Here is a 26,844-nt window from a genome sequence, read left to right as displayed (position 1 = left end):
CCCGTCTGCGCCTTCAGCTTGCGCCACTTCGAGACGCAGGACGGGCTGATCTTCAGCGCCACGCCGATCGAGCGGATGCTCTCACCGGCATCGAACCGCGCCAGAGCCCGCTCGCGGAGATCTTCAGAGTAAGGTCGCGTCATCTCTGCCGGCCGCCTTCTCCCGGCAGACATCTTGAACCACGATCAAGCTGATTTGCGAATCCCGATTCCGATAAAACTCAGCGCGCTCTAGAGACCAGCCGGTCGACGAAGCCGTCGAGAGCGGTCTTGTCGATCCAGCGCAGCACGGCGACGAGGTCGCTGGCCGGATCGATCCAGATCACGTTCGTTCCGGCGCCGAGCGCAAAAACCGCGCCGGCCGGGACATGGGGGCGGGCCGCGGCGCCCTTGTTGAGCCACCAGAGGTAGCCGTAATTGCCGAGCGTCGGCGAGGGCGCCAGCATCTGCTCGATCCACTGCTGCGAGAGCAATTGCCTGCCGCCCCAGTTGCCGCCGCGCGCAATCAACAGGCCGAGCCGGGCATGGTCGCGGGCGCCGATGAAGATGCCGCCGCCCCAATGACCGCCGCCCGGCACGGACTGGATCCGCATGCCGGCGATCTCGGTCCAGGACGTGTCATAGCCGTGCCACTGCCAGTCCTGCGTCGCGCCGATCGGGTCCATGATGCGCTCTCGCAGCACCTCGGGCAGCGGCCGGCGGAAAAGCTGCAGCAGGGCGTAGGACAGCACGTTCACGCGCACGTCGTTGTATTCGTAATAGGTGCCGGGCGCGTTCAACTCGCGGCGCTGGCCCTTGCGGCTGTTGTCGGCGCCGGGGCCGATCTGGCGATTGTGGTCGACCTGGTCGGACTTGCCGAAGATTTCGCCCTGCCACTCGCTCGACTGCTGCAGCAGCTGGCGCCAGGTGATGATGCCGTTGCGCGGGCCCTCGAAGATCGGGTCCTTGACCTTGACGGACACCGGCTCGTCTACATCGCTGATCAGCCCGTCGTCGAAGGCAAGCCCCGCCAGCACCGCGAGATAGCTCTTGGCGATCGAGAAGGTCATGTCGGTGCGGGCGGTGTCGCCCCATTCCGCGACGATGCGACCGTTCTTGAGGATCAGGCCGGCCGGGCCGCCGCGCTCGCGAACCGGGCCGGAGATCTCGCTCCAGGGGCCGGACTCGTTCCATTCGACGAGCCCGACATAGCGTCCGTCGGGATAATACAGGCTGCGCGGCCAGGTGCTTTCGTTCGCCTTGGCGAAGTCGACGGCGGTCTGGATGGCGGCGGGATCGAGGCCGAGTGCGGCAGGGGCTGCGGTGTCCCAATGGTCGGTCAGTGGCACATAGTCGGGGCTGGGCGCAGTCACGTGAACACCACCTTGCAGAAGCGGCCATCGGGAGGCCGGGACGAGATCCTCACTATGGGTCAACGGGCCCGCCGGCAAGCGGCTGCGGGCAGGCCCAGGATGTGTCAGCCCTTGAACGCCGTGACCACGACCTCGATCAGCGCGCCGCCGCCGAGATCGGCGACGCCGACTGTCGCGCGTGTCGGCATCTCGTCGCCGAAGAACGACGTCCAGACGGCGTCCATCTCCTTCTTATGGGAGAGGTCGGTGACGAAGATCGAGGCGGCGACGATCGCCTTGCGGTCGAGCCCGACCTCGCCGAGATAGCTCTCGATCTTGGTCAGGATGTTCTGGGTCTGCGGGCCCATGGACTGCTTGGTGTCGTCGGCGATGGTGCCGCCGACATAGACCGTGGAGCCGGCCTGGACGACGCGGTTCTGGATGGGGGTCTTGACGCTGCGCGTGATGGTCATTGGGTCTTCTCCTGTTGCGACAAGGCTGTGGTCGTCATTGCGAGCGCAGCGAAGCAATCGAGGGGCACACAGCACTGCGGCCCCTGGATTGTTTCGTCGGCTGCGCCTCCTCGCAATGACGGTGGCGTCATGAACGGGCCGCGAAGCGGGCGATGCCGAGCCCGTCGATCGGGACGTTGCTCTGGCCGGTCGCGATGATCTCGGCCATCACGGCGCCGGCGCCGGGGCCGAGCTGGAAGCCGTGCAGTGAGAAGCCGAACTGGTGGTAGAGCCCCTCGTGGCGGGCGCTCTTGCCGAAGGCGGGCAGGTCGTCGGCCATCTTGCCCTCGATGCCCGCCCATGCGCGCACGATGCTGGCGCCGCGCATGATCGGGAACAGGTCCCAGACCGTCTTGATGTTGGCAGCCAGCCCCTGCCAGTCGAGGATCGTGCGGTTCTCGTCACGCAGCGCACGGCCGAGATAGCCGCCGCCGATCAGCACCGTGCCGTTGTCGAACTGCTTGAAGGAGAGTTTTCGGCCGCGCAGGATTACGACCGGCTTGATGAAGGCCGGCAGCGGCGCGGTGATCGAGAGCATCGGAGCAACGGGCTCGAGCGGGACGGGCTCGCCGAGATCGGCGGCGATGCGGTCTCCCCAGGCGCCGGCAGCGTTGACGACGCGCGGCGCCAGAAACGTGCCGGCATCGGTGACGACGCGCCAGTTGGCGCCGTCGCGCTCGACCTTGATCACTCGGACGCCCTCGCGCACATCGACGCCGCGCTCGGCCGCCTTGCGCTTGAAGGCTTGCGTGGCGCGCAAGGGGATCGCCGCGCCGTCGCGACGCGAGATCACGCCGCCGGGGCAATCTTCGGAGACGGCCGGCACAAACTCGCGCAGTTCACGGGCATCGATCATTTCCTCATGGTGGAATCCGCGCAGGTTGAGGTCGTCGACGCGGGCCTTGCAGCCCGCGAGATCCTCCTCGTCGGTTGCGACCATGACCTGCCCGTCGGAGGTGAAGCCGCAATCGTCATCGACGAGATCGGCGATGCGGTGCCAGATCTCCATCGAGGTGTTGGAGAGCGGGATTTCGGCGACATGGCGAGCGAGTTGGCGCACGCCACCGGCGTTGACGCCCGAGGCGTGGCGCCCGGCATGGTCCTTCTCGATCAGGATGACCGAGAGGCCGCGCAGGGCGCAGTGCAGCGCTGTCGAGCAGCCATGAATTCCCCCGCCGATGACGATGACGTCGGCAGTCCCAGCCGTACCCGTCACCGCACGACGGCCTTCACGGCAGCTTCCGTCTGCGGGAGCGATGCAAGCTCGGCCAGCGTGACCGGCTTGACCGGCGGGCGCAGGCGATAATAGCCGACCTCCTCGGGCGTCATGCCGCGTTCCTGGCCGATGAGCTCGACGACAGTGGGACCACAGAGCCGGCCCTGGCAGGGACCCATGCCACAACGCAAAAAGGCCTTCATCTGGTTGGGACCGGTGACGCCCAGCCGCCTGGCGGCATCGCGCACCTGGCCGGCGGTAACCTCCTCGCAGCGGCAGATGATGGTCTCGTCGGCCACCGGCGCGAGGAATTGCGGGGCGGGCTTGTAGAGAAGGTCGAGGAAGCGGCGACCGCGCAGGGTCTGGGCCAGTTCGGCGCGGATCGGCGCCGCGAGGCGGTCGCGCGCGGCCGTGTCTATGCGGTCGAGCTGCCTTGCTGCGTCCAGCGCCGCGATCTCGCCGCGCAGGGCTGCGCTCTCGGCGCCACCGATGCCCGCGCCGTCGCCGGCGATCGCGATGCCGGGTACGGAAGATCCCAGCCAGTCGTCGAGTTTCGGCGTCCAGCAGTGCTGCAGCGTGTCGAATTCGTGGGCGCAACCGGCGGCGTTGGCGAGGTTCACGCTCGGGATCACGCCCTGATGCAGCAGGACGGTGTCGCAGGGAATCGTCTCGCTCGCGCCGCCACGCGTCGCACGGATCGCGGTCACCCGGTCCGTACCCTCGGCTGCGAGCTCGGTCACGCCGTTGACGAAGCGCAGCGCGCGCCGCGCCTTCGCCATCAGCTTCAGCCCCTTGGCGAGATAGGGTGAGCGCAGGAAGTCCGGCATGGCCGCGACAGCCGCCATCCAGTTGCGCTTGGGCGTGGTGTCGAGCACTGCGACGATGTTCGCGCCCGCCGCTGCCAGCTGTCCGGCAAGCAGGTAGAGCAGGGGGCCGCAGCCTGCGATCACTGTGCGTCCCGCGGGGACGATGCCGGCGCTCTTCAGCGCGATCTGCGCGGCGCCCGCCGTCATCACGCCCGGCAGTGTCCAGCCCGGGATCGGGAAGGGTCGCTCCTGCGCGCCGGTCGCGAGGATGACGCGGCGGGCATGGATGATGCGGGCGCGGCCCCCGAGCGAAAGTCCGATCTCGAACAGCCCGGCTTCAGCCTCCAACTCGGCGCCGGCGATCGACCAGATCGTGCAGCCGGGCGCATAGCTCGCGCCGGATTTCTCCAGCCGGGCGACGATTCCCGCGCCCTTCCAGTAGTCCTCGCCCAGGATCGCCCGGTCGGCGACGGGGGAGGTGGTGACGGCGCGATAGATCTGGCCGCCCGGAGCCGGGTTCTCGTCGGCGATCAGGACGGAGATGCCGAGTTCGGCGGCGCGTGCCGCAGCCGAGAGCCCCGCGGGGCCGGCGCCGACGACGAGCAGGTCGTAGCTCTGCGCAAGCGCGTCGATATCTTTGACCGGGTTCATCCGTGCGTCTCTTCTGTCGCTTGCGTCTGCCTGCGTCCGACCTGCGTCTCGATGCGCATGCCTTCGTGCAGCAGCACCATGCAGCCCTGCCGGTTGCCGACGCCGTCGATGACGACGAGGCATTCGAAGCAGACGCCCATCAGGCAGTAGGGCGCGCGCGGCGCACCCGAGACCGGCGTCTGCCGGCAGGTGGTGATGCCATTGGCCAGCAGGGCGGCAGCGACCGTGTCGCCGTCGCGGCCGCTAAGCGCGCGCCCATCGAAGCTGAAGCTGAGCGCCGGGCCGACCTTCAGGTCAGCTATGGGCCGGAACATGGAACCTCCGTGCGGAAAAGCTCGCGACCGTATCCGGCAGGGCGCCTGCAAGGATGGCGGGGGCGAGGGTCAGGGTGTGGTTGGCCGCCAACGTCACGCCGGAATGGCAGGTGATGACGAAGGCGCCGGGATGGTCCTGCGACTGTTCGTAGATCGGGAAACCGTCGGGGCTCATGACGCGCAGGGCCGACCAAGTCCGGACGACATTCAGCCCGGCGAGCCGCGGAAACATCTTCACTGCGCGCTCGGCCATCGTCGAAAGGATCGGCTGGCCCACCACAGTGTCGAAGCCGCGATCCTCCTGGCTGTCGCCGATCATGACGCCGCCCTCGTCGGTCTGGCGCACCGTTACCATCGGGTTGTGCAGGAAGGGCGCGGTCTTCTCGGTGACGATGATCTGGCCCTTGCTCGGCTTGACCGGAGCGTCGAGCCCGACCATCGGCGCGAGCCGGGCATTGCCGAGCCCCGCCGCGAGCACGACCTTGCCGGTCGCGATCTCGCCCCAGGGGCCGCTGATGCGGAAACCGCCGCCGGCTTCCGGCGTGATGGTCTCGACGGGATGGTTCGGGCGATAGTCGACGCCGCGTCGCACCGTGGCCTCGCGCAGCGCGCGGAACAGCTTCAGCGAGTTCACATGACCGTCGAGCGGGCTGTAGATCGCGCCGACGACGTCGGGCCCGATATCGGGGAGGCGCCGGCGCGTTTCGGCGTGGTCGAGAACTTCATATGGAAAGTCGGAGAGGACCGTCTGGTTGTGCAGCCGGTGCATCGCGTCGAGGCGCTTGTCGAGCTCCTCCTGCGAGATGCAGAGCATGAAGCCGCCGGGCTGGCTGTGGGCGACGTCGATGCCGGTCTCTTCCCGCAGGAGGCCGGCGAGGCCGTGCCAGTCATCGGCCGAACGGCGCGACCAGAGCGCATATTCGGGCATGCCAAAGCCCTTGGACTGCACCCAGACCAGCGCGAAATTGCCGCGCGAGGCGCGCAGGGCGACATCGCCCTCGTCGAGGATCGCGACGCGGGCACCGTTGCGGGCAAGGCCCAGCGCAACCGCGCCGCCGACCACGCCGCCCCCGATGACGACGACGTCCGGCTCCCTGGTATCTGGAGTAGGTAGCACGCGTTTCAGCCTTTTCCGGAGCCGACGAAGAGGCGGTCCAGCCCGAACAGCCTGTCCAGCGCGAACAGGAGCAGCGCAGTGAGCGCGATAAGGCAGGCAGAGACCGCCGCGATCAGCGGGTCGATATTGTCCTGGATGTAGAGGAACATCCGGACGGGAAGGGTGACGGTCGAGGGCGAGGCGATGAACACGGTCATCGTGACCTCGTCGAAGGAATTGATCGCCGCCAGCAGCCAGCCGGAGACCACGCCGGGCAGGATCAGCGGCAGGGTCACCCGGCGGAACACGGTGGCATGGCCCGCGCCGAGCGAGACGGCCGCGTGCTCGATGCGCTGGTCGATGCCGTAGGAGGCCGCCAGCACCAGCCTGAGCGCGAAGGGCAGGATGACGATGACGTGGCTCAGCACCAGGCCGAAGAAGGTGCCGGAGATGCCGATCTGCGTGAAGAAGCGCAGGAAGGCGATGCCGAGCACGACATGCGGCACCATCAGCGGCGACATGAACAGCGCCGTCAGCGCCTCGCGACCGGGGAAGCGGTAGCGCGCGATGGCGAGCGCCGCCGGCACCGCCAGCACGATCGCGATGGTCGAGGACAGGGCTGCCAGCCAGAGCGAGTCGCGGAAGGCGCGGATGAACTCGGGGTAGTCGAAGATCGCGCGGAACCAGCGCAGGCTCGGGCCGCGCGTCGGCAGCGAGAGATAGCCCTCGGGCGTGAAGGCGACGACGCAGACGATCAGCAGCGGCGCCAGCATGAAGACGACGAACAGCGCATGGAAGACGAGCGCGAGCGGGCGGTTGCGGTTCATGCGGACCTCCCGGCTTGCTTAGTCGACCACGCGCAGTCATCCCGAGCGACCGAAGGGAGACCCGGGATCCATTCTCGAACCTCTGCCGGAAACGCTCCGGAATGGATCCCGGGTCTGCGCTGCGCTCCGCCCGGGATGACGGCGTGCTTGGGCGGGCTGGGGTGGCGGCTCATTCGAACACCTGCGCATAGCGGCGCTCGATCAGCCGGTTCGAGCCGACGGTGATCAGCACCAGGGCGACCAGCAGCAGGCAGGCGACGGCGGCGCCCAGCGGCCAGTTCAGCGTGTTCAGGAACTCGTCATAGGCGAGCGTGGCGGCGACCTTGAGCCGGCGTCCGCCGATGATCGCCGGCGAGGCGAAGGCGCTTGCGGCCAGCGCGAAGACGATGATCGAGCCCGAAAGGATGCCCGGTACGATCTGCGGCAGGATCACCCGGCGCCAGATCGTGATCCGGCCGGCGCAGAGCGAGAGCGCGGCGTTCTCGATCTGCGGGTCGAGGCGCTGCAGCGAGGCCCAGACCGCCAGGATCATGAAGGGGATCAGCACGTGGATCAGGGCGATCACCACGCCGGTCTCGGTGAACATGAACTCGAGCGGGGTCGCGATCAGCCCGAGCTTGATCAGCCCCTGATTGACCAGCCCGGTCGAGCCCAAGAGCAGCGCCCAGCCGAGCGTGCGCGCCACCACCGAGACCAGCAGCGGGCCGATGATCACGAGCAGGAAGGCGCTGCGCCAGGCCGGTGCCATGCGGTTGAGGATGTAGGCTTCCGGCACGCCTATGAGCATGCAGAACAGCGTCACCAGGATGGCGATCCGAAAGGTGCGCAGGAAGATCTGGTAAAAATAGGAATCCGAGACGATCTCGGCCCAGTTCTTCAGCGTGAACTCCGGCACGATGCCCTTGTACTGGCCCCAATCGTAGAAGGAGAGCAGCACTGTCATACCGAGCGGCACGATGACGAGGCCCAGGAAAACGAGCAGCGCCGGCCCGGTCAGCCAATAGGGCGTCATCTGACGCGCGGCAGCGCTCATCGCGTGACACCTTCGCCAAGGAGTGCGGCGTCGGCGGCGGTGAAGGTGACCGCGACGGTCTCGCCTTCGACCGGGACCGGGCCGCCATTGTTGGGGCGCATCAGCACGAGCGGTCCGGCCTCGCTCTCGGCCCCGAGCAGCCAGTGCGCGCCCTGGAAGACGCGGCTGGTGATCCGCGCCTCGAAGCCGGGCTCGCCTGTGCCGGCAAAAGAAAACCGTTCGGGACGCACCGCGAGTTGGGTCGCGCCGGAGGCCGTGCCGCCCATCGCCAGGGCGAGGTTGCCGATGGTCACCGTGCCGTAGCCGTTGCCGGTGCCCTTCAGCAGGTTGGTCTTGCCGAGGAAGTTGGCGACGAAGGCGCTGGCTGGCGCCCCGTAGACGCCGTCGGGCGTGCCGATCTGCTCGACGCGACCATGGTTCATCAGCACGATCCGGTCGGACAGGGCCATCGCCTCGTGCTGGTCATGGGTGACGAGGATCGTGGTGGTGCCGACGGTGCGCTGGATCTGGCGCAATTCGGACTGCATCTCTTCGCGCAGCTTGGCGTCGAGATTGGAGAGCGGCTCGTCGAGCAGCAGCAGGGAGGGCTTGATGACGAGCGCGCGCGCCAGCGCGACGCGCTGCTGCTGGCCGCCGGACATGCGCCTTGGATAGCGGTCTTCAAAACCCCTCAGCCCGACCAGCGCCATCGCCTCGGCCGTGCGGCTGTCGCGCTCGGCCTTTGTTATGCCGCGCATCTCGAGGCCGAATGCGATGTTCTCCGCCACCGTCATGTGCGGGAACAGCGCGTAACTCTGGAAAACGATGCCGAGCCCGCGCTTGTTGGGCGCGACGGCACCGAGATCGGCGCCGTCGAGCAGGATGCGGCCGCGATCGACCTGCACGAAGCCGGCGATCATCTGCAGCGTGGTGGTCTTGCCGCAGCCGGAGGGGCCGAGCAGGGAGATGAACTCTCCCCGCTCGACGCTCAGCGCGACGGAGTCGACAGCGGCGACGCTACCATAGGACTTGCCCAGCCCTTCGAGAACGAGATGCGACATGACGGCGACCCGCTTGCGATGTCGCGATTAGCGCTCGACCTCGCGGTTCCAGCGCTTGGTCCAGTCCTCGCGCTTGGCGTTGACGACCTCCCAGTCGACCGCCTTGAGGTTCTTGACCTCGTCGCCATAGGGCAGGCCCTTGCGCTCGGCTTCCGTCAGCGTGACCGTCACATTGGCGGGGCCGAAGCCGGCGCCCGTCGCCAACACCTTCTGGATCGGCGGCGTCAGCAGGAACTGGATGAAGGCATTTGCCTCGGCCGGGTTCTTTGCGCCCTCGATCGGGCAGGCAGCCGAGCCGAGTGCGTAGCCGCCTTCCTTGGGATAGACGAACTCGACCGGGAAGCCGGTATCCGCGAACGCCTTGACGCGGCCCGAGCCCCAGACGCCGAGCACGGCCTGGCCGTTCTGGAAAAGCTCGGTCATCTTGGCGGGCGACGGCTCATAGGCGACGATGTTGGGGTTGATCTCGTCCTTGAAGGCCTTGAAGCCCGGCTCGATGTTGTTCTCGCCGCCGCCGTTCATCGCCGCAAAGGCGATCAGGGCATGCAGGCCGTAGGTGTTGTTGATCGGCGGCGAGACGATCTTCTTGCCATAGGTCTTAGACTTCAGGTCGTTCCACGAGGTCGGGGCCGGCCACTTGTTCTCGTCGAAGATTTTCTTGTTGTAGAACAGCCCGGTACCGACGAGGCCCAGTCCAACGCCCTTGTTCGATTTGAAGCGCATCACCGGCGCGACGTCCTTGTAGATCGCGGCGTCGGTCAGCGTGCCGCAGAAGCCCAGCGCGACCGCCTGATAGGCCGGGCCGTCATCGACGATGGCGACGTCGATCTGCTGGTTGCCCTTCTGGGCCTGGAGCTTTGCCAGCGTGTCGGTCGAGTTGCCGGCTACGTATTCGATCTTGACGTTGGCCTGCTTCTCGAAGGCCGGGATGATATCCTTGCGCAGCACCTGTTCGTAGGATCCGCCATAGCCGGCGACATACATGGTCTTCTGCTGGGCGAAGGCGGCGCTTTCGGCGAGCGCGGTGCCGGCGACCAGTGCGAATGTGATGGCGAGCTTCATCTGTTCCCCTCCTCGTTTTCGAGTGATCCAGAGAGGTTCTGCGACAGTCTGAACTTGGTCAAATCGAAAGATTAGCCCGGGACATGCCGTAATGTTATGAGTGGCTCGGGGAGATCAATGCCGTGCTCAATCCGCGACAGATCGAGGCCTTCCGTACCGTGATCGTGACCGGCGGCATCACCAATGCCGCGCGCACGCTCAACGTCACGCAACCAGCCGTCAGCCGGCTGATCCAGGACCTGCAATACGCCCTGGGCCTGATCCTGTTCGCCAAGCGCGGCGCGCGCCTGGTTCCGACCAACGAAGCGCTGTCGCTGTATCGCGAGGTCGAGCGCCAGTTCGTCGGGCTGGAGCGGATCGAGAACGCCGCGCGGAATCTCCGCGAAGGCCGCGCCGGATCGCTGCGCGTGGCAGCTTTGCCGGCCTTCAATGTCGGCTTCCTGCCGCGCATTCTCGGCGAGTATCTCGAACAGCGCCCCGACCTCGAAATCTCGATCTATGGCAGCATCTCGTCGCAGGTGGTGGACTGGGTCACCTCCGGGTTCTGCGAGGTAGGCTTCGCCCAACTGCCGCTCGACTTTCCCGGGATCGATGTCGAACTGCTGCCCAAGGGCGAGCAGGTCGCGATCATGCCCGTCGGGCATCGCATGGCGCGCAAGGCCGTGCTGGCGCCGGAGGATTTCGCCGGGGAGTCCTTTGTCTCGCTCGAGCACCCGACACAGTTGCGGTATCGGGTCGATGCCCTGTTCCAAGCCCATGGTGTGCCGCGCGTCACACGGATCGAAACGCCACTGTCGATGATCGCGTGCGGCCTCGTCGCGGCCGGTGCCGGGGTCTCCGTCGTGGATCCGTTCACGGCGGCCGAGTATCACGGGAGGGGGATCGAGATCCGCCCGCTGCGACCATCCGTCCAGTTCGAGATCGCGACGATCTGGGGAACCGGCCGCGCGCGATCCGGCGTCGCGCTGGATTTCGCCGAGCGCGTCCGCAGCGCCGTACTCGCCGCCATAGACAAGGCGGCTGCGATGTAGCCTCCATGGCGATGCCGCTTGCGCAGACATGGAACGCTCTGCGCAACCGCACGTTTCGAGAGATGACGTCAACAGGCAGGGGAGATGCATCATGCGACGCATATTACTCATCGCGGCTTCGGTCATGCCGCTGCTGGCATTCAGCTCCGGCGGGGCCAGCGCACAGGTCGATGCCGCCAGCGGCGCGCGGATCGGTGGCGGAGGCGCTATTGGCGGCGGCGGCTTCGGCGGCGGCATGCGCCAGCCGGGGATGGCGCCGCGCCAATATGGCGGCGGGATTCGGCCAGGAGCCGGAGGCGCAGGCTGGCGTGGCGGCGTCGTGCGTCCGGGCGCGGGTTATGGCTGGCGCGGTCCTCGCGGCTATCCGGGCCGCTACTACGGCTATAACCGGCGCGGCTATTATCCCTATGCGGGTGCCGCCGCCGGTCTCGCGCTCGGCGCGGCGGCGGCTTATCCCTATTACGACTACGACTATCCCGCGTACCCAGCCTACCCGGTCTATGAGAGCTATCCGGAGCAGGGCGGGGTCGGCGGGTCCTGCGAGACGCCGGTCAAGACCTGTACGCTGATCAACGCATCGGCACTGGGCGCAGGTTGCTCTTGCAAGGTCGCGGGCGGACGCTCGCGCGGGGTCGTGGTGCCGTAAACCGCAAGCGCGATGGCGGGTCAGGTCATGACCAGCCCGCCATCGACATGCAATGTCTGCCCCGTGACGAAGCGGCTCCAGTCCGAGGCCAAGAACAGGACGGGGCCGACGACATCCTCGACATCTGCGATGCGTCGCAGCGGCGTCTGCGCGATCAGCATCTCCTTGATCTCCTCCCTGGTCGTCCGGCTGGAATCCGTCGGATAGACCAGCCCCGGCGCGACGCAGTTCACGCGGATGCCGAGCGGGCCGAGTTCGGCGGCAAGCGTGCGGCTGAAGCCGATCAGTGCCGCCTTGGCCGTGGTGTAGTCGTTATAGGGAATGCTCGGGCGCGCCACGAGGTCGCTCGCCATGTTGACGATCGAGCCTTGCGCGCGCTGCCTCATCAGCGGCAGCACGGCCTGGCAGACATTGTAGGTCGCTTTCAGCGCACCATCGATCTGCGTCTGATAGGCCGACCAGGGCGTCTCCCAGAAGCGCTGGCGATCATCGGGATCGAAGACATAGGGCGCGAAGGCGTTGTTGACGACGACATCGAGCCTGCCGACATCGTCGCCGATCCTTGCGATCATCGCGCCAACCTCGGCCTCGTAGGTCACATCGGCTGCGATCGCCACAGCACGCCCACCCACCGCCTCGCAAGTCTCGACGACCTCAAGCGCGGCCTCGGCATTGCTGCGATAGTTGACGATCACCAGCCCGCCCTCAGCCGCAAACGCCTTTGCCAGCGCTGCCCCGATGCCGCGGCTGGCGCCGGTGACGAGGATCGTCCTGTCGCGGAATTTCATGATCGGCGCCCTCAGGGGATCAGGTCGGTCTTGACGATCGCGCCCATGTCGAGGGGCTTTGCGATCAGGCCGAGCTTCTGGAAGGTGTCGGCCCCCTTCTGCATCACTTCGGGGTCGAAATGGCCGAGCCCCTTGGCGTCGGTTATGGCCGACACTGTCGAGATGTTGCGCAACTTGATGATCTCGAGGTTCACCGCCTCGTCACGACCGTTGATGGCGCGCGTCACGGCGAGCCTTGCCGCCTCTTCGGGCTTCGCGATCATCCAGGCGGCGCTGTCGCGATAGGCTGCGAGGAAGCGCTTCAGCAGCGGCTTCTTGGCCTCATAGGTCGCCTGCGTCACCACGAAGATGTCGCTGGGCAGGTTGAGGTGATCCTTGACCTCGATGACGTCGACGTCGGTGAGCCCCTTGGCGCGGGCCACCAGCAGGCCGGTATCGGTGGCGGCCGTGGCATCGACCTGACCCTGGATCAACGGCGCGAAGTTCAGCAGCCCCGTGACCTCGATCGAGACGTCGGTCTCGGCCAGCCCGACCTGGTTCAGCAGCACCTGCAGGTTCTGGCGGGTGCCGCTCGACAGGCTGTAGACACCGATGCGCTTGCCCTTGAGGTCGGCGGGTGTCCGGATGCCCTTGGACTTCGGCGCGACGACGTTGAAGACGTTCCGCGGATAGACATTGTAGATCGTGACCAGCTTTTCGCCCTTGTCGAGCGCGAGATAGAGCGCGGCGGGATCAGTGAAGGCGATGTCGGCCTGGCCGGTCAGCATGGTGGTGATGGCCGAACCGCCGCCGGTGCCAGGCACATAATCGAGCGCGATGCCCCTGGCCTTGAAGAAGCCCTTGTCGGGCTCGGCCAGCAGGTTGGTGATCTCGCTGATCGGCTGGCTCCAGCCGGCGACCGTGACCTTGTCGAGGGGCTGGGCCTGAGCGGAGTTCGAGACGGTTGCAATGAGCGCAATTGCGGTCAGCCCCGCTGCCCTCATCCTGAGGAGCCGCGAAGCGGCGTCTCGAAGGATGTTCCAGCAGGTGCCGGAGCCCACTGAAGCATCCTTCGAGACGGCCCTGCGGGCCTCCTCAGGATGAGGGCTCGGGGAGTGGGCGCGGGCGATCGAGGACATGGCTAAACCTTGAAATGGTGACGTAAGACAAAGCGCTCGACCGCGAGCGCGGCCTGGTAGAACAGCATCCCGAGCGCCGTGATCACGATGAACAGCGCGAACATCAGGCTGGAATCCATCACGCTCTGGGCGGCGATGATCGAGGCGCCGAGGCCGGCGCGGCCGCCGATGAACTCGCCCACGACCGCCCCGACGAGCGACAGCACGACCGCGACGCGCAGGCCCGCCATGATCACCGGCAGGGCGCTCGGCAGTTTCAGCCGCAGCAGGGTCTGGAGCCAGCTGGCGCCCAACATGTGGAAAAGCTCGCGCCGGGCGGGGTCGACCTGTCGCAGCCCGGTCGCAGTGTTCTCCATCAGCGGGAAGAAGCAGATCAGCGCCGTGATCACGATTGTGGATGTCATCCCGAAGCCGAACCAGATGATGAAGAGCGGCCCCAGCGCCAGCTTTGGCACGACCTGGCTGGCGACGATGTAGGGGTGAAGCAAGCGGCCCAGAAAATCGGCTTCCGCCAGCAGGATGCCGGCGAGCAGGCCGATGACGCAGCCCAGCGCCAGTCCCAGCGTCATTTCGGTGGCGGTGACCTGAAGATGCGGCCACAGGCGGCCGCTGGCGATCTCGCCCCACAGCGTCGCCAGCACGGAGGAGGGCGGCGGTACGATCAGCGCCGGAACGCCACTGAGCCGGCAATACGCCTCCCACCCGGCGAGCAGGGCGACCAGCAGCAGCGCGGAACACAGGCGCGCGGTCATGGCGCGATATCCATGGCGTCCCTCAACTCGCGGCAGAGCGCGTTGAAAGGTTCGCTGTAGCGCTGTTCGCGGCTGCGCGGGCGGGGCAGGTCGATGGCCAACTCGTGACGCAGCTTGCCCGAGGCCATGATCGCGACCCGGTCGGCGAGGTAGACGGCCTCGTTGATGTCGTGCGTGACGAACAGCACGGTGGTCGCCCGCAGCGCACAGAGCCTCAAGAGATCGTCCTGCAACTCCTCGCGGGTGAGGGCATCGAGCGCCGCGAAGGGCTCGTCGAGCAGCAGGAGATCGGGCTCCGTCGCCAGCGCGCGCGCCACGGCAACGCGGCTCTGCTGGCCCCCAGAGAGTTGCGAGGGATGCCTGTCGGCATAGGCGTCGAGCGAGACGAGCGCCAGCAACTCCATCGCCTTATGTCGGTCCTCCGGGCGAAGGCGGCGCTTCAGCGAGAGTGGCAGCAGCACGTTGTCGAGCACGCTCAGCCATTCCAGCAGGGTCGGCGCCTGGAAGACGAAACCGATACGTTCTCCAGGTCCGCGCAAGGTGGCGCCGTCGATGCGCACCGAACCCTGGTCGGTCAGCAGCAGGCCCGCCGCGAGCTTGAGCAGGGTGGTTTTCCCGCAACCGCTGCGCCCGACGAGGCAGTGGAAGCCGCCACGCGGGATTTCCCAGTCGACGCCGTCGACGATGGCCGGCCAGTCGCCATAGCCATAGCGCGCGCCGTCGATGACGACGAAGCCGGTTTCGAGGCGATCAATCGACATAAGGCGCAAAGCCTTCTGCCGCATGCTCGGCGGCCTGCTCGATCTCGGTGATGGTGACGAGGTCGAGCAGGTTGAAGCGGCCATCATGGTGCCAACCGGCTTCCGGCGAGGCCATCGCGCCGAATGCGGTGATGCGGGTGACGCCTGCTTGCCCGAGCAGGCCCGCGAGACGGATCAGCTCATCAGGCGCGGCTGCGACGCCGGCCGTCTGCAGGAAGGGGCGGGCGGGCGCGATGAGCGACACGACCTCTTCGAGGCTCTCGACCGCGGCGATGCTGATCGTGCGGTTGAGGGCGCTGGGCGCGAGCGGCTCGGGATGGTCGATATAGGCGACGCTCCAGGCGTCGGCGGAGTCGCCGATCAGGCCGCTGCCCTCATTCGCGAAGGCGCGCATTTCCTGCGTGTTGCGCCAATGGGCGAGGCCCGTCGCTTCGGCCATTGAAAGTGCGCGGCGCGGCTGGCGTTGCGCGAAGCCCGCGAGTTCATTCGCCACCAGCCCGGCGAACTCGCTGGGCGATACCCGCCCGCCACGTTCCACGAAGAGCATCTGCGGGGAGTAGCAGCCCTGTTGCTCCCAGCGCGTGACATCGTGCGCGACGAGCCGCGCGAGCGGCCCGGCCTTGCGCGTATTCAGCGCCGCCCGCGAGACCATGCCGAAGCCGATCTTGTGGCCATGCGGCAGGAAGCGCGTGGTGATTGGGACACGCTCCCGGATGGCGGCAAGCGCCTCGTTGCCGCCATAGGCGACGACGGTGTCGGCCTCCGAAAGCCAGGCCGCCTCGCTCACGGCGTCGCCGCCCTTCCACCAGACCACGGCAAGGCATTCGCCGAGGCGCGGGTCGATCTCGGCCAGAAGCTTGGCAAACCAGCTTGCGAACAGCGGCTCGGCGCTCGGCACTTTTCCGATCGTCCCGGCCTTGACCAGCAGCCCCGAGATCAGGCTCCAGAGCGGCAGGCCCGGCACGTTGCCGGCCCAGACATGCAGCAGCAGCTCCGGCCCGTAGGCGCGCGCAAAACCGCCCTTCACGGCGGGCTGGAAAGCATCGAGCACGGACGGATTGGCGAAATCCTCGCTGAGGAAGCGCTGAAGCTGCGGGCCACGAAAGGTTTTCAGGTAGCCGGTCAGCCCCAGCCGCACCATCTCCGGGTCGTAGCCGGTGACGATCGGGAGCAGGCGCTCCATTTTGCGGCGCCAGGGATCGTCGCGGTCGAGCAGGCGCGCGCTTGCGCGGTCGATGATGGCGACGATCTCGGCCGTGCTCAGGGTCTTGAGGTAGCCGCGCGCATTGTCGCGGACGCGCCGTGCCAGCGCCTTGCCCTGCGCCGGCGTGAGCGCGGGAACGCGCACATCCAGCGTTTCGCCCCAGGCGCTGAAGCTGAGCGTGCGCCACTCGATCTCTTCGATGGCGAGGCCGGGCAGGTGCCCGGCATATTCAATCGCGCGCTCAGCCACGGGCGGCTTTCAGGAATTCCTCGACCGCGACCGAGCAGCCTTTTGAATCAGCGCCGTCGACGCGGCCGAGCAGGCGAAAACCGCCGGGCTCGATGATGCCGGCATCCTCGGTCAGGATGGCCGAGACGCAGTTGAAATGGGCGAGGTCGTGATGGACCAGCACGCCGGTCGTGCCTTCGGGGAGGTCGCGCCCGGTGACGGGGTCGACGACACGGCTCCTGATCCAGTGCGGGCCCGATTTCAGCGAGGGGCAGGTCTCGTTGCCGTCATCGTAAAACTGCGTGCTGAGCTCGGTCATGCCGTACATGTTGATGCAGGCGCTACGGGGGATGCCGAGCGCGGCCGAGAGGCCATCGTAGAATTCATCGGCCGCCAGCTCGCGCGACTGGCCCTTGAAGCCGCCGGTGTCGAGCACGCGGCTGCCCGGCGGCAGGGCGAAGCGCCGGCCCGGGCGCTGCAATTCGTCGAGCAGATGCACGAAGCTGAAACTGGCGCCGAGCAGCGCGTAGGGCTCGCCGCTTGCCTCGGCTGTCGCCAGCGCTGCCAGCAGTCGCTCCATGTCGAGACCGGTTTCGCCGATCATCACGGCGCTGTCGGGCGTGCCGAACTCGCGCAGCGCGACCGCGAGGTAATGCGCCAGCGAGGAGTTCTGCAGCGTCTGCTCGTCGGGGAACAGGATGCCCATGCGGATGCGGGGCAGACCACGCATGAAGCGCGCCCGGAAGGTCGGGATCATCGAGGCGTCCCAGACCGCCAGCGTCGGATGATAGCTGCGGCCCTTGACGTCGCGGGTGGTGCCGCTGGTCATGAAGACGCGCTGCGCCGCCTCGGGCGGGCAGCAGCTCAGCGTCAGATCCTTGAAGGCGGTGATCGGCACGGCCGGGATATCGCGCCAACTGCGCACGGAGAGCGGCGTGCGGCCGCGCTGCTGGGCGAAGCGGCGATAGGGCAGGTTGTTGGCGAACTGGTAGGCGAAAACCTGCAGCGCCATGCGCTCGAAATCGGCGTCGGTCGCATCGGTGCGATCCAGGAACGCCAGCAGCGCGGCGATGATGTCGTCTTGCGTCACGTCTTGCCCACCTCGTCGGGACCGCCGATCCGGCACGATGCCAGAGGGCAGCCATCGACCTGGGCCAATGCGCGCGAGCATGGAAATGGGGCGTCGAGCCGCCCGATGTCCCGCATCCCTACGCCGGTATGACCCGGATCAGGTTCGGAGGGTCACCGCGTTGTCCGAGTTTTGGCTCGAACCGGCGGAATCTCAGCCTCCTAGCGAGGCCCCCCTGGGAACGCGCCGAAGATGGGGGCTGCATCACCATCCTGTCAAGAATGGCGGTGTCTGGCGGAACTGCGCCCAGCGCAGTGCGCCACGCCGCGACGAGATTGCTGGCCTGCGCCATAGCGCCTACACCTTGACGCGGAACGAGCTGCCGATGGCGATGGCCTGCCGGCGGCTTCCCTGCCGCGCCATGCCGAATGCTCCGCATTCCCGGGTTCGTGACGCGGCTTCGCCCTTTTTCCGGCCAAACCGGCCTTCGGAGATCACATCATGTCGCATAATTTGCAGTTCTATATCGATGGCGCATGGGTCCAGCCCTCCGGCTCGCGCACGCTGGACGTGATCGATCCCTCGACCGAGGAGGCTTTCGCCACCATCGCGCTCGGCGAGCAGGCCGATGTCGACAAGGCGATCGCTGCCGCCCGCGCGGCTTTCCCGGCCTTTGCAGCGACCACCAAGGCCGAGCGGCTGGCATTGATGCGGCGCGTGCTCGAGGTCTACAAGACGCGCTATGCCGACATCGCCGAGACGCTGTCGCGCGAGATGGGCGCGCCGCTCGATCTCGCCCACAAGGCGCAGGCTGCGATGGGCACCGGCCATCTCGCCAAGATGATCCAGACGCTCGAGGGCTTCGAGTTCGAGGAGGTGCGCGGCACCACCCTGATCGCCAAGGAGCCGATCGGCGTCGTCGGCATGATCACGCCGTGGAACTGGCCGATGAACCAGATCATGTGCAAGGTCGCGCCCGCGCTGGCCGCCGGCTGCACCATGGTGCTGAAGCCCTCCGAGATCGCCCCGCTCAACGCGATCATCTTTGCCGAGATCATGCATGAGGCCGGCGTGCCCAAGGGCGTCTTCAACCTCGTCAATGGCGACGGCCCGACGGTGGGCGAGGCGATCTCGCGCCATCCGGAAGTCGACATGGTCTCGTTCACCGGCTCGACCCGCGCCGGCATCCTGGTCGCCAAGGCTGCGGCCGACACGGTCAAGCGCGTGCATCAGGAACTGGGAGGCAAGTCGGCCAACATCATCCTGGACGATGCCGACCTGAACAAGGCCGTGAAGCTCGGCGTCGAGAGCGTGATGCGCAACTCCGGACAGTCCTGCAATGCGCCGACCCGCATGTTCGTGCCTGCGAAGCTGCATGAGCAGGCGCTCGCCATCGCCAAGCAGGTCGCCGAGCCACTCAAGGTCGGTGCTCCCGCGACCGATGGCGTCTTCCTCGGCCCGGTCGTCAGTGAGGCCCAGTACAACAAGGTGCAGGGCCTGATCGAGGCCGGCATCAAGGAAGGCGCCACGCTCGTCGCCGGCGGACCGGGGCGTCCCGAGGACCTCAATCGCGGCTATTTCGTCCGGCCCACCGTCTTCGGTGGCGTCACCGACGACATGACCATCGCCCGCGAGGAGATCTTTGGCCCCGTGCTCTCGATCCTGCCTTATGAGAACGAGGACGAGGTGGTGAAGCGCGCCAACGACACGCCTTATGGCCTGGCCGCTTACGTCCAGTCCGGCTCGCTCGATCGCGCCCGCAAGGTCGCGGCGAAGATGCGCAGCGGCAACGTCTACATCAACTACCCGGCCTGGGACGCAGGCGCGCCCTTCGGCGGCTACAAGCAGTCGGGCAACGGCCGCGAATACGCCGATTTCGGTCTTGAGGAGTTCCTGGAGATCAAGGGCACCGTCGGCTACGAGGCGGCGTGACCGGTTCGTTCTGAGTTGGCGGCGTGGCTCACAAACCGCGCCGTCATCCCGGACAAGCGGCGAAGCCGCGCTGATCCGGGATCCATCGAGGGGCAAGGCGCCCCAGGATGGATCCCGGGATCGTCGCTTCGCGCCGCCCCAGGATGACGAAGTGTTCTAGACCAAAGTTATTGCCTCAGGGCGTCGCGGCCGGCTCGGCTGCGGCGTCCTGCAGGGCTTCGATATGGAGGGAGACGGCCTTCATCGCCTTGCTCTCGATGGCGCGATAATGCGCCACGATCTCGCGCCCCATCGGCGTGAGATGCGCGCCGCCGCCATTGCTGCCGCCAGGCGCGGCCTCGACCAGCGGCTTGCGGAACATCCGGTTGAGTTCGTCGACCAGCAGCCAGGCGCGGCGATAGGACATCTTCATGGCGCGGCCGGCGCCCGAGATCGAGCCGGTCTCCTCGATGGCCTCCAGCAGCTGGATCTTGCCCGGCCCGAGACGGCCCAGAGGCTTGAAGTCGATCCTGAGGCTGAGCTGGGCCGAGCGGCTTTCAGGTTTGGGACGAGGCATCGAGGCTTCCTTGCGCGATGTCGCGTTCTAGACGATTTCCGTCCCGCCATCACCCGACATTGCGACGGCCTGTGAACTGCCTCGCGCTCAGTTCGCGTCCATCGAGACGGTCTTGATCATCGCATAGACCCGCATGCCCGGCGCCAGCGCCAGCGCGGCGACCGATTTCGCCGTGAGGCGGACGAGGAGGGGCACTCCATTACAGTCGAGCCGCAACTCCACGGCCGGCCCATCGCGACGCGGCCCGATCTCGACCACGGTTCCGGGCAGGACGTTGAGCGCGCTGACACCGCTTGGCGGCGTCAGGCTGAGAAACACGTCGCTGGCCAGGATGCGCAGGCGCGTCGTGCTACCGATCGGCAATGAAGTGCGCGGCACCTGCAAAGGGCCTGCGGGGCAGCGCAGCAGCGTCAGGCCAAAGGCATCGTCATGGCTCTCGACCTCGGCCGCAATCACCGAGCCGGCCTCGGCCGCGCCCGAGAGCCCGCCGACATCGAGGCGCGACATCACCTCCGTTGTCGGACCACAGGCCGTGACGCGGCCGTGATCGACCGTGACCAGCGTCGTAGCGAGCCGCACCACTTCCGGGACGGAGTGCGAGACATAGACGATGGGCACGCGGATCTCGTCGCGCAGCCGCTCGATATAGGGCAGGATTTCTGCCTTGCGGGCTTCGTCCAGCGAGGCGAGCGGCTCGTCCATCAGCAGCAGGCGCGGCTTCGACAACAAGGCGCGGCCGATCGCGACACGCTGCTTCTCACCACCCGAAAGCGCGCCGGGTCGCCGCTCGAGCAGGTGGCCGATCCCGAGCAGGTCGAGCACGCCGGCCAATTCGCTGCTGGCGGGCGCGTGGCGGGGGGCGAACCAGCGCCCGAAGAGCAGGTTCTGGCGCACGGTGAGATGCGGGAACAGCCGCGCCTCTTGGAAGACATAGCCGATGCGGCGGCTATGCTTTGGCGTAAAAATGCCGGCTTTCGTATCGACCAGCACCTGCCCGTCGATGACGATCCGGCCGGATTGCGGACAGATCAGCCCGGCGATGATGTTGACCAGCGAGGTCTTTCCGGAGCCCGAACGCCCGAAGAGCGCCGTCAGCCGGCCGTCCGAGGTGAAGGCGGCGTCGAGCTGGAAGGCACCGAGCCGGTGCTCGACGGCGATCTCGATCACGGGGCTCATTCGACGGAGATCCGTCGCCCCACGAAGCGGGCCATGAATTCCGAGGCGAAGAGCGCTGCGACCGAAATCGCGATCGAGATGAGGGTCAGGCGCATGGCGCCGGCCTCGCCGCCGGGGACCTGCGTGAAGGTGTAGATCGCCGAGGGCAGGGTCTGGGTCTCGCCGGGGATGTTGGAGACGAAGGTGATGGTGGCGCCGAATTCGCCCATCGCCTTGGCGAAGCAGAGGATCATGCCGACCACGATGCCGGGCAGGCAGAGCGGCAGCGTGACCACGCAGAAGACCCAAAAGGGGTTTGCCCCCAGCGTGCCGGCCGCGTCCTCCAGCTTGCGATCGACGGCCTCTATCGAGAGCCGGATCGCGCGCACCATCAGCGGAAAGCTCATCACCGCCGCCGCCAGGACTGCGCCCGTCCAGCGGAAGGACAGGACGATGCCGAACCAGTCATAGAGGAACTGGCCGATCGGGCCGCGCCGCCCAAAGCCGATGAGCAGGAGGTAGCCGGTGACGACCGGCGGCATGATCAGAGGCAGGTGGACAGCCGCGTCGAGGACCGACTTGCCCCAGAAGCGACCGCGCGCCAGCAGCCAGGCCACCGCGATGCCGAGCGGCAGGCTCGCCAGCATCGCTGTGGTCGCGACGAGCAGGCTGAGGCGCAGCGCTGTCCATTCCTCGGGCGAGAGCCAGTCGCTCACCTTGTGATCTCAGCCTTTTCGATCCCGGACGCGCTCAGCTCGCATTGGCAGGCTTGTTCAGTACCGTAAAGCCCTGTTTCTCGAAGGCCGCCTTGGGGCCCGCGCCGCGCAGATAGGTCAGGAAGCCCTGCGCGTCGGGGTTCCTGGACTCCTTCAGCACCGCGACCGGATAGATGATCGGCGGATGGGTCTCTTCCGGGAAGGTCGCGATGACCTTGACCTTGGGCTCGGCCGCCGCGTCGGTGGTGTAGACGATGCCCAGCGGGGCCTCGCCACGCGCGACCAGCAGCAAGGCTGCGCGGACATTGTCGGCCTGCGCGACGCTGTCCTTGACCTTGTCCCAGCTCCCGAGTTTTTCCAGGGCGGCCTTGCCGTACTTGCCGGCCGGCACTGAGTCGACATTGCCCATGGCGAGCTTGCCGCCGGCGAGCGCCGCGCTCAGGTCAACGCCGGAGGACAGCGCGACCTTTGCGGTCGAATCCGCTGGCGCGATCAGGGCGATACGGTTCGCGAGCAGGCTGACGCGCGTTTCGGGGCGTATCAGGTTCTTGCCGGCGACGTAGTCCATCCAGTCGAGATCGGCCGAGATGAAGAGATCGGCGGGCGCGCCCTGTTCAATCTGCTTGGCGAGCGCGTTGCTCGCCGCATAGGAAATTTTTGGCGCCGGCTTGCCTGTCGCCTTGACCCAGGCCGCGGCTGCGTCGTCGAGCGCATTCTTGAGGCTGGCGGCGGCGAAGATCACAACTTCCTTTGTCTGGGCCTGCACTGAGGTGATCGCAGGTCCGAGACCGATTGCGAAGGCTGTCGCGAAACCCAAGATGCGGCGGCGGGTGATCATCGGGCGTGTCCTCGCGCTGGTTGCAACCGTTAGCTACGTCCGAATATAACGATTCCGACGGCCGGGTCGAGAGGCCGGTGCCCGCCTATGTCCCCCGCAGTGACCAGGAGGCCAGACGTGAAGATCAGCGCGCGCAATCAGCTCAAGGGCCGGATCGTTGAGGTCACCAAGGGAGCGACCACGGCGCATGTCAGGCTGGATGTCGGAGGCACGGTCGTGACCGCCGCCATCACGAACACAGCCGTCGATGAGCTCGAGCTGGCGGTCGGGCAGGACGCCTATGCCGTGGTGAAGGCGTCCGACGTCATGATCGCGATCGACTAACGCCATGGTCCGCGAAAACGAGATCCGCGAGGCCGAGGTCGCCGTCGTCCCGCCGCCGCCGACCGATGCCGGCCTGACCTTCATCGGACGCATCACCACGCCCTGGACCTCGCGGCTCGTCTGCCCCCGGCAGGGGCGTCTCGACGGACCGATCTGCCGCATCGAGATCTTCGAGCCCTGGGTCGCCGCGCTGGAGGGCGTCGAGCGCTTCGAGCGGCTGGAGGTCTTGTACTGGCTGCACCAGTCGCGTCGCGATCTCGTGCGCCAGAGCCCGGCCAATAACCGCGAGGTGCACGGCACCTTTGCGCTGCGCTCACCGGTCCGGCCCAATCCGATCGGGACCTCGATCGTGCAGCTGGTCGAGCGGCAGGGTGCGGTCCTGCTTGTGAGAGGGCTGGATTGCCTCGACGATACGCCGCTGCTCGACATCAAGCCGGATCGCACGTTGTTCACGCCGATCGCTCCACCTCAGCCAGGCGACTTCCAAACGGAGGCGTGAGCGATGGGGCGGTCCAGGCTGTCGGATTGATCGCCGGGGCTTGCGAAACTCTGCCATTCGCCCAAAAGCTGTACCGGAGCCAAGGCAGCCGCTGCCCGCGGCGGACGCTGGGGTTCCTGGGCGCGCATGATCATCCGCCAACTCATCTATCTCGACGCGCTCGCCCGCGAAAAGCATTTTCGCCGGGCGGCCGAGGCTTGCCACGTCTCGCAGCCGACGCTGTCGGCCGCGATCACGCAGCTCGAGGAAGAACTGGGCGTGCTGATCGTCGAGCGCGGCCGGCGCTTCCAGGGTTTTACCCGCGAGGGAGAGGTCGTGCTGGCGCATGCGCGGCGCATGCTGGCCGAGGCGGAGGTGATGAGGGAGACCATCGCGGAATTGCGCGAGGGGGTGAGCGGCCGCATCCGCATCGGCGCGATCCCGACGGCCCTGCCGATGATCGCGCATATCACCGCGCCGTTCTCCGAGCGCTATCCGACGGTCTCGCTGACGGTGCTGTCGCTGACCTCGCAGGAAATCCAGAGCCGGATCGACAATTTCGAGCTCGATGTCGGGCTCACCTATCTCGACAACGAGCCGCTGGAACGCGTGATCTCGAAGCCGATCTACCAGGAATCCTATGTCCTGCTGACGCGCGAGGACGGCGCGTTGGGCGGGCGCGATGCCATAAGTTGGGCGGAAGCCGCGGGGCAAAAGCTCTGCCTGCTCACCGCCGACATGCAGAACCGCCGGATCATCGATGGCATCTTCCGCTCCGTGGGGCACAGCCCGAGCCCCGCGATCGAGACCAACTCGATCTTCAACCTCTGCTCCCATGCCGGCATGCAGGGCGTCTCCAGCATCGTCTCGTTGCAGCTTCTCGAGTTCTTTGGGGTCCCACTGGGCACCAAGGCGCTGCCCCTCGTCGAACCCGAGGCGCAGCGCACGATCGGGCTGATCGTCGCGGATCGGCAGCCAATGGCGCCGCTCGCACGCAACCTGCTGACCATGACGCAGCCCGTGGCCGATGCCGGACTGCCGCGGCGACCCATCGTCAAATAGTTTTGGTCTATCGATTGGTGTGCTCCGGCAGCCGACGACTCGGCCAGAAACCATAAGAGCGATGATGTTTTCGCGGAACCGGACGGTGGTTGGGAGCCCGCAGCTTCCTGAAACTTTGGCTTTTAATAGGTTATGACTATCATCTGGTCGATACAAACGATTTGAAATCATTCCAGATTGGCGCAGGCTGTCCCTCAACACGACGACCGGACAAACCGGCCGGATGGAGGAGAGATGCCGCATTATCCAGCCTGGGATCAGGACGAGGCCCGTGCTATCGTTGCAGGCCTCGCTCATCTCGAGGGCGCGACGCTGCCGATGCTCCACGCCCTTCAGGACGCCTTCGGCTATATCGACCCGGCTGCCGTTCCTGTGATCGCCGAGACGCTGAACCTGTCCCGCGCCGAGGTTCATGGCACGATCTCGTTTTATCATGATTTCAAGACCAAGCCGCAGCCGCCCCGGGTGGTGAAGCTGTGCCGGGCCGAGGCCTGCCAGTCCGTCGGCTGCGAAGCCGTGGTCGAGCAGTTGGCCCGCGAGCACGACATCAAGGTCGATGAGCACCGGGACGGCGACCGGTTTGCGGTCGAGACTGTCTATTGTCTCGGCAATTGCGCGCTCGGACCCTCGGCGCTCGTCGATGGCGAGTTGATCGGCCGCGTAGATGCCAACCGGCTGGCCGAACTCTGCGGTGCGGCGAGGTTCAACTCATGAGCGTCGCCGCTCCCATTCGCGTTTTCGTGCCGATCGACGCCGCCTCGCTCTCGGTCGGGGCGGAAGCCGTGGCCGTGGCCATCGCGAACGAGGCACAGGCGCGCGGGCTCGCTGTCGAGATCGTGCGCAACGGCACGCGCGGCATGCTCTGGCTGGAGCCGTTGGTCGAGGTCGAGACGGGAGAGGGACGGGTGGCCTTTGGCCCCGTCGCCGCGCGCGATGTCGCCGGGCTCTTCGATGCCGGGTTCCTGTCCGGCAGCAGCCATGCCCTGGCGCTGGGACCGATCGAAGAGCTCGACTGGATGAAGCGCCAGCAGCGGCTGACTTTTGCGCGCATCGGCGTCACCGATCCACTTTCGCTCGCGGACTACCAGGCCCATGGCGGGCTCGCGGGGCTCAAGGCCGCGATCGCGATGACGGGTGCCGGGATCGTCGAGGAGATCAAGGCCTCCGGCCTCCGAGGGCGCGGGGGCGCCGGCTTCCCGACCGGCATCAAGTGGAAGACCGTCCACGACGCGCAGTCCGACCAGAAATACATCGTCTGCAATGCCGACGAGGGCGACAGCGGCACCTTCGCCGACCGGATGCTGATGGAGGGAGACCCCTTCCTGCTGATCGAGGGCATGGCGATCGCCGCCATCGCGGTCGGCGCGACGCGGGGCTACATCTATCTGCGCTCCGAGTACCCGCACGCGCATCGCACACTGCAGCGCGCGATCCTGAAGGCGGAGGCCGCCGGCATCCTGGGCGCCTCCGTCCTCGGCAGCGGGCAGGCTTTCCATCTGGAGGTGAGGCTGGGCGCCGGCGCCTATATCTGCGGCGAGGAGACCTCGCTGCTCGAGAGCCTGGAGGGCAAGCGCGCCATCGTGCGGGCAAAGCCGCCGATCCCGGCGCTGCAGGGCCTGTTCGGCAAGCCGACCGTCGTGAACAACGTGCTCTCATTCGCCGCCGTGCCCTGGATCCTGGCGCATGGCGCGAAGGCCTATGCGGATTACGGCATGGGCCGCTCGCGCGGCACGTTGCCGGTCCAGCTCGGCGGCAACATCAAGCGCGGCGGGCTGATCGAGCTAGCCTTCGGGATTTCGCTGCGTGAGATCATCGAGGACATGGGCGGCGGCACGCGCTCGGGCCGGCCGATCCGCGCTGTGCAGGTCGGCGGGCCGCTGGGCGCCTATCTCACGGCGGCACAGCTCGACGTGCCGATGGACTATGAGGCGCTGGCCTCCATGCGGGCGATGCTTGGCCATGGCGGCATCGTCGTCTTCGACGATACCGTCGACATGGCCAGGCAGGCGCGCTTCGCCTTCGAATTCTGCGCCAAGGAATCCTGCGGCAAGTGCACGCCCTGCCGCATCGGCGCGACGCGCGGCGTCGAGGTGATGGACCGCATCATCGCCGGCGTGGAGCGGCCGAAGAACATCGCCGTGCTGCGCGATCTCAACAAGCTGATGACCGACGCCTCGCTCTGCGCCATGGGCGGACTGACGCCGATGCCCGTGATGAGCGCGCTCGATCATTTTTCCGAGGATTTCGACCGGCCGGCCGGCCCCTTCGCTCCCGTGCCGCTGGCTGCCGAATGAGGAGG

At 67.0% G+C, this 26,844-nt stretch carries 29 protein-coding genes and 1 riboswitch; of the genes, 8 read left to right on the top strand and 21 right to left on the bottom strand.

Going from position 1 to position 26,844, the window contains the following annotated elements:
- From AC1D2L_RS18350 to AC1D2L_RS18300, 11 genes are all read right to left on the bottom strand, one after another.
- Positions 1-143: helix-turn-helix domain-containing protein (locus tag AC1D2L_RS18350; protein ID WP_476847337.1), on the bottom strand; the 143-nt coding region annotated here is incomplete at its 3' end.
- A 77-nt stretch (positions 144-220) separates the two neighbouring features.
- The gene (locus AC1D2L_RS18345; protein WP_476847327.1) at positions 221-1,351 is read right to left on the bottom strand and encodes a serine hydrolase domain-containing protein; all 1,131 of its coding nucleotides are present in this window, start codon (positions 1,349-1,351) and stop codon (positions 221-223) included.
- Positions 1,352-1,455: 104 nt separating this feature from the next.
- A complete protein-coding gene (locus AC1D2L_RS18340) occupies positions 1,456-1,803 on the bottom strand; it encodes a RidA family protein (protein WP_476847326.1) in 348 nt (115 codons plus the stop codon).
- A 127-nt stretch (positions 1,804-1,930) separates the two neighbouring features.
- A complete protein-coding gene (locus AC1D2L_RS18335; protein ID WP_476847325.1) occupies positions 1,931-3,058 on the bottom strand; it encodes an NAD(P)/FAD-dependent oxidoreductase in 1,128 nt (375 codons plus the stop codon).
- Positions 3,055-4,515, bottom strand: coding sequence for an FAD-dependent oxidoreductase (locus AC1D2L_RS18330; protein ID WP_476847324.1), 1,461 nt, complete (start codon positions 4,513-4,515; stop codon positions 3,055-3,057). Before AC1D2L_RS18330 ends, AC1D2L_RS18335 begins: the two co-directional genes overlap by 4 nt.
- Complete coding sequence (locus AC1D2L_RS18325) at positions 4,512-4,829, bottom strand: (2Fe-2S)-binding protein (RefSeq protein WP_476847323.1); 318 nt, start codon at positions 4,827-4,829, stop codon at positions 4,512-4,514. The genes AC1D2L_RS18330 and AC1D2L_RS18325 overlap by 4 nt, the downstream gene beginning before the upstream one ends.
- A complete protein-coding gene (locus tag AC1D2L_RS18320; protein WP_476847322.1) occupies positions 4,810-5,946 on the bottom strand; it encodes an NAD(P)/FAD-dependent oxidoreductase in 1,137 nt (378 codons plus the stop codon). Before AC1D2L_RS18320 ends, AC1D2L_RS18325 begins: the two co-directional genes overlap by 20 nt.
- A 5-nt stretch (positions 5,947-5,951) precedes the next feature.
- Positions 5,952-6,752, bottom strand: a complete 801-nt coding sequence (locus AC1D2L_RS18315; RefSeq protein ID WP_476847321.1) for an ABC transporter permease — start codon at positions 6,750-6,752, stop codon at positions 5,952-5,954.
- 169 nt (positions 6,753-6,921) lie between these two features.
- Positions 6,922-7,785, bottom strand: a complete 864-nt coding sequence (locus tag AC1D2L_RS18310) for an ABC transporter permease (RefSeq protein ID WP_476847320.1) — start codon at positions 7,783-7,785, stop codon at positions 6,922-6,924.
- Positions 7,782-8,825, bottom strand: a complete 1,044-nt coding sequence (locus AC1D2L_RS18305) for an ABC transporter ATP-binding protein (protein ID WP_476847319.1) — start codon at positions 8,823-8,825, stop codon at positions 7,782-7,784. Before AC1D2L_RS18305 ends, AC1D2L_RS18310 begins: the two co-directional genes overlap by 4 nt.
- Positions 8,826-8,852: 27 nt before the next feature.
- Positions 8,853-9,887, bottom strand: coding sequence for an ABC transporter substrate-binding protein (locus tag AC1D2L_RS18300; RefSeq protein ID WP_476847318.1), 1,035 nt, complete (start codon positions 9,885-9,887; stop codon positions 8,853-8,855).
- Between the two features lie 122 nt (positions 9,888-10,009).
- On the opposite strand from AC1D2L_RS18300, the gene AC1D2L_RS18295 reads away from it, so the two are divergent.
- Both AC1D2L_RS18295 and AC1D2L_RS18290 read left to right on the top strand, forming a co-directional pair.
- Positions 10,010-10,918, top strand: coding sequence for a LysR substrate-binding domain-containing protein (locus AC1D2L_RS18295; protein ID WP_476847317.1), 909 nt, complete (start codon positions 10,010-10,012; stop codon positions 10,916-10,918).
- A gap of 91 nt (positions 10,919-11,009) precedes the next feature.
- Positions 11,010-11,564 (top strand): hypothetical protein, encoded by a 555-nt coding sequence (locus AC1D2L_RS18290; protein WP_476847316.1) that lies wholly within the window; start codon positions 11,010-11,012, stop codon positions 11,562-11,564.
- 20 nt (positions 11,565-11,584) lie between these two features.
- On the opposite strand, the gene AC1D2L_RS18285 is transcribed toward AC1D2L_RS18290, so the two are convergent.
- The 6 genes from AC1D2L_RS18285 to AC1D2L_RS18260 all read right to left on the bottom strand — a co-directional run bounded on the left by AC1D2L_RS18285 (position 11,585) and on the right by AC1D2L_RS18260 (position 17,505).
- Positions 11,585-12,352 (bottom strand): SDR family oxidoreductase, encoded by a 768-nt coding sequence (locus AC1D2L_RS18285; protein ID WP_476847315.1) that lies wholly within the window; start codon positions 12,350-12,352, stop codon positions 11,585-11,587.
- Between the two features lie 11 nt (positions 12,353-12,363).
- Positions 12,364-13,335, bottom strand: a complete 972-nt coding sequence (locus AC1D2L_RS18280; protein WP_476847314.1) for an ABC transporter substrate-binding protein — start codon at positions 13,333-13,335, stop codon at positions 12,364-12,366.
- A gap of 137 nt (positions 13,336-13,472) precedes the next feature.
- Positions 13,473-14,222, bottom strand: a complete 750-nt coding sequence (locus AC1D2L_RS18275) for an ABC transporter permease (RefSeq protein WP_476847313.1) — start codon at positions 14,220-14,222, stop codon at positions 13,473-13,475.
- Entirely contained in the window at positions 14,219-14,983 is a 765-nt protein-coding gene (locus tag AC1D2L_RS18270) for an ABC transporter ATP-binding protein (protein WP_476847312.1), read from the bottom strand. The genes AC1D2L_RS18275 and AC1D2L_RS18270 overlap by 4 nt, the downstream gene beginning before the upstream one ends.
- Positions 14,973-16,436, bottom strand: coding sequence for an acyl-CoA reductase (locus tag AC1D2L_RS18265; RefSeq protein WP_476847311.1), 1,464 nt, complete (start codon positions 16,434-16,436; stop codon positions 14,973-14,975). Before AC1D2L_RS18265 ends, AC1D2L_RS18270 begins: the two co-directional genes overlap by 11 nt.
- Complete coding sequence (locus AC1D2L_RS18260) at positions 16,429-17,505, bottom strand: LuxE/PaaK family acyltransferase (protein ID WP_476847310.1); 1,077 nt, start codon at positions 17,503-17,505, stop codon at positions 16,429-16,431. Before AC1D2L_RS18260 ends, AC1D2L_RS18265 begins: the two co-directional genes overlap by 8 nt.
- 95 nt (positions 17,506-17,600) lie before the next feature.
- Positions 17,601-17,731, bottom strand: a riboswitch (TPP riboswitch).
- Between the two features lie 254 nt (positions 17,732-17,985).
- On the opposite strand from AC1D2L_RS18260, the gene AC1D2L_RS18255 reads away from it, so the two are divergent.
- Positions 17,986-19,416 carry an aldehyde dehydrogenase family protein gene (locus tag AC1D2L_RS18255; RefSeq protein WP_476847309.1) on the top strand — a complete coding sequence of 477 codons (1,431 nt, stop codon included), beginning with the start codon at positions 17,986-17,988 and terminating at the stop codon, positions 19,414-19,416.
- A 175-nt stretch (positions 19,417-19,591) separates the two neighbouring features.
- Here the strand turns inward: AC1D2L_RS18255 and AC1D2L_RS18250 are convergent, their stop codons facing one another.
- From AC1D2L_RS18250 to modA, 4 genes are all read right to left on the bottom strand, one after another.
- On the bottom strand, positions 19,592-19,972 hold the full coding sequence (locus AC1D2L_RS18250) for a winged helix-turn-helix domain-containing protein (protein WP_476847308.1): 381 nt from the start codon (positions 19,970-19,972) through the stop codon (positions 19,592-19,594).
- An 87-nt stretch (positions 19,973-20,059) separates the two neighbouring features.
- Entirely contained in the window at positions 20,060-21,148 is a 1,089-nt protein-coding gene (gene modC, locus AC1D2L_RS18245; RefSeq protein WP_476847307.1) for a molybdenum ABC transporter ATP-binding protein, read from the bottom strand.
- Entirely contained in the window at positions 21,145-21,843 is a 699-nt protein-coding gene (gene modB, locus AC1D2L_RS18240) for a molybdate ABC transporter permease subunit (RefSeq protein ID WP_476847306.1), read from the bottom strand. Before modB ends, modC begins: the two co-directional genes overlap by 4 nt.
- Positions 21,844-21,877: 34 nt before the next feature.
- Positions 21,878-22,681 (bottom strand): molybdate ABC transporter substrate-binding protein, encoded by an 804-nt coding sequence (gene modA, locus AC1D2L_RS18235; protein ID WP_476847305.1) that lies wholly within the window; start codon positions 22,679-22,681, stop codon positions 21,878-21,880.
- Positions 22,682-22,798: 117 nt separating this feature from the next.
- Between modA and AC1D2L_RS18230 the strand changes: the two genes are divergently transcribed.
- From AC1D2L_RS18230 to AC1D2L_RS18210, 5 genes are all read left to right on the top strand, one after another.
- Entirely contained in the window at positions 22,799-23,005 is a 207-nt protein-coding gene (locus tag AC1D2L_RS18230) for a TOBE domain-containing protein (protein WP_476847304.1), read from the top strand.
- A 4-nt stretch (positions 23,006-23,009) separates the two neighbouring features.
- Entirely contained in the window at positions 23,010-23,504 is a 495-nt protein-coding gene (gene tsaA, locus AC1D2L_RS18225) for a tRNA (N6-threonylcarbamoyladenosine(37)-N6)-methyltransferase TrmO (RefSeq protein WP_476847303.1), read from the top strand.
- A 126-nt stretch (positions 23,505-23,630) separates the two neighbouring features.
- On the top strand, positions 23,631-24,545 hold the full coding sequence (locus AC1D2L_RS18220) for a LysR family transcriptional regulator (protein WP_476847302.1): 915 nt from the start codon (positions 23,631-23,633) through the stop codon (positions 24,543-24,545).
- A gap of 234 nt (positions 24,546-24,779) precedes the next feature.
- Positions 24,780-25,259, top strand: a complete 480-nt coding sequence (locus tag AC1D2L_RS18215; protein ID WP_476847301.1) for an NAD(P)H-dependent oxidoreductase subunit E — start codon at positions 24,780-24,782, stop codon at positions 25,257-25,259.
- The gene (locus AC1D2L_RS18210) at positions 25,256-26,839 is read left to right on the top strand and encodes a formate dehydrogenase beta subunit (protein WP_476847300.1); all 1,584 of its coding nucleotides are present in this window, start codon (positions 25,256-25,258) and stop codon (positions 26,837-26,839) included. Before AC1D2L_RS18215 ends, AC1D2L_RS18210 begins: the two co-directional genes overlap by 4 nt.
- The last annotated feature ends 5 nt before the right edge of the window (positions 26,840-26,844 follow it).

It is taken from the genome of Allobosea sp. P1_B10, from assembly GCF_056406735.1.
This window is presented reverse-complemented; position numbering and strand designations above follow the sequence as displayed.

Excerpts from the sequence above, each read along its gene's own strand:
- AC1D2L_RS18340 (WP_476847326.1), bottom strand. The coding sequence starts at position 1,803 with ATGACCATCACGCGCAGCGTCAAGACCCCCATCCAGAACCGCGTCGTC.
- AC1D2L_RS18330 (WP_476847324.1), bottom strand. The coding sequence starts at position 4,515 with ATGAACCCGGTCAAAGATATCGACGCGCTTGCGCAGAGCTACGACCTG.
- AC1D2L_RS18325 (WP_476847323.1), bottom strand. The coding sequence starts at position 4,829 with ATGTTCCGGCCCATAGCTGACCTGAAGGTCGGCCCGGCGCTCAGCTTC.
- AC1D2L_RS18315 (WP_476847321.1), bottom strand. The coding sequence starts at position 6,752 with ATGAACCGCAACCGCCCGCTCGCGCTCGTCTTCCATGCGCTGTTCGTC.
- AC1D2L_RS18310 (WP_476847320.1), bottom strand. The coding sequence starts at position 7,785 with ATGAGCGCTGCCGCGCGTCAGATGACGCCCTATTGGCTGACCGGGCCG.
- AC1D2L_RS18305 (WP_476847319.1), bottom strand. The coding sequence starts at position 8,825 with ATGTCGCATCTCGTTCTCGAAGGGCTGGGCAAGTCCTATGGTAGCGTC.
- AC1D2L_RS18300 (WP_476847318.1), bottom strand. The coding sequence starts at position 9,887 with ATGAAGCTCGCCATCACATTCGCACTGGTCGCCGGCACCGCGCTCGCC.
- AC1D2L_RS18290 (WP_476847316.1), top strand. The coding sequence starts at position 11,010 with ATGCGACGCATATTACTCATCGCGGCTTCGGTCATGCCGCTGCTGGCA.
- AC1D2L_RS18285 (WP_476847315.1), bottom strand. The coding sequence starts at position 12,352 with ATGAAATTCCGCGACAGGACGATCCTCGTCACCGGCGCCAGCCGCGGC.
- AC1D2L_RS18280 (WP_476847314.1), bottom strand. The coding sequence starts at position 13,335 with ATGAGGGCAGCGGGGCTGACCGCAATTGCGCTCATTGCAACCGTCTCG.
- AC1D2L_RS18275 (WP_476847313.1), bottom strand. The coding sequence starts at position 14,222 with ATGACCGCGCGCCTGTGTTCCGCGCTGCTGCTGGTCGCCCTGCTCGCC.
- AC1D2L_RS18270 (WP_476847312.1), bottom strand. The coding sequence starts at position 14,983 with ATGTCGATTGATCGCCTCGAAACCGGCTTCGTCGTCATCGACGGCGCG.
- AC1D2L_RS18255 (WP_476847309.1), top strand. The coding sequence starts at position 17,986 with ATGTCGCATAATTTGCAGTTCTATATCGATGGCGCATGGGTCCAGCCC.
- AC1D2L_RS18250 (WP_476847308.1), bottom strand. The coding sequence starts at position 19,972 with ATGCCTCGTCCCAAACCTGAAAGCCGCTCGGCCCAGCTCAGCCTCAGG.
- modC (WP_476847307.1), bottom strand. The coding sequence starts at position 21,148 with ATGAGCCCCGTGATCGAGATCGCCGTCGAGCACCGGCTCGGTGCCTTC.
- modA (WP_476847305.1), bottom strand. The coding sequence starts at position 22,681 with ATGATCACCCGCCGCCGCATCTTGGGTTTCGCGACAGCCTTCGCAATC.
- tsaA (WP_476847303.1), top strand. The coding sequence starts at position 23,010 with ATGGTCCGCGAAAACGAGATCCGCGAGGCCGAGGTCGCCGTCGTCCCG.
- AC1D2L_RS18220 (WP_476847302.1), top strand. The coding sequence starts at position 23,631 with ATGATCATCCGCCAACTCATCTATCTCGACGCGCTCGCCCGCGAAAAG.
- AC1D2L_RS18215 (WP_476847301.1), top strand. The coding sequence starts at position 24,780 with ATGCCGCATTATCCAGCCTGGGATCAGGACGAGGCCCGTGCTATCGTT.
- AC1D2L_RS18210 (WP_476847300.1), top strand. The coding sequence starts at position 25,256 with ATGAGCGTCGCCGCTCCCATTCGCGTTTTCGTGCCGATCGACGCCGCC.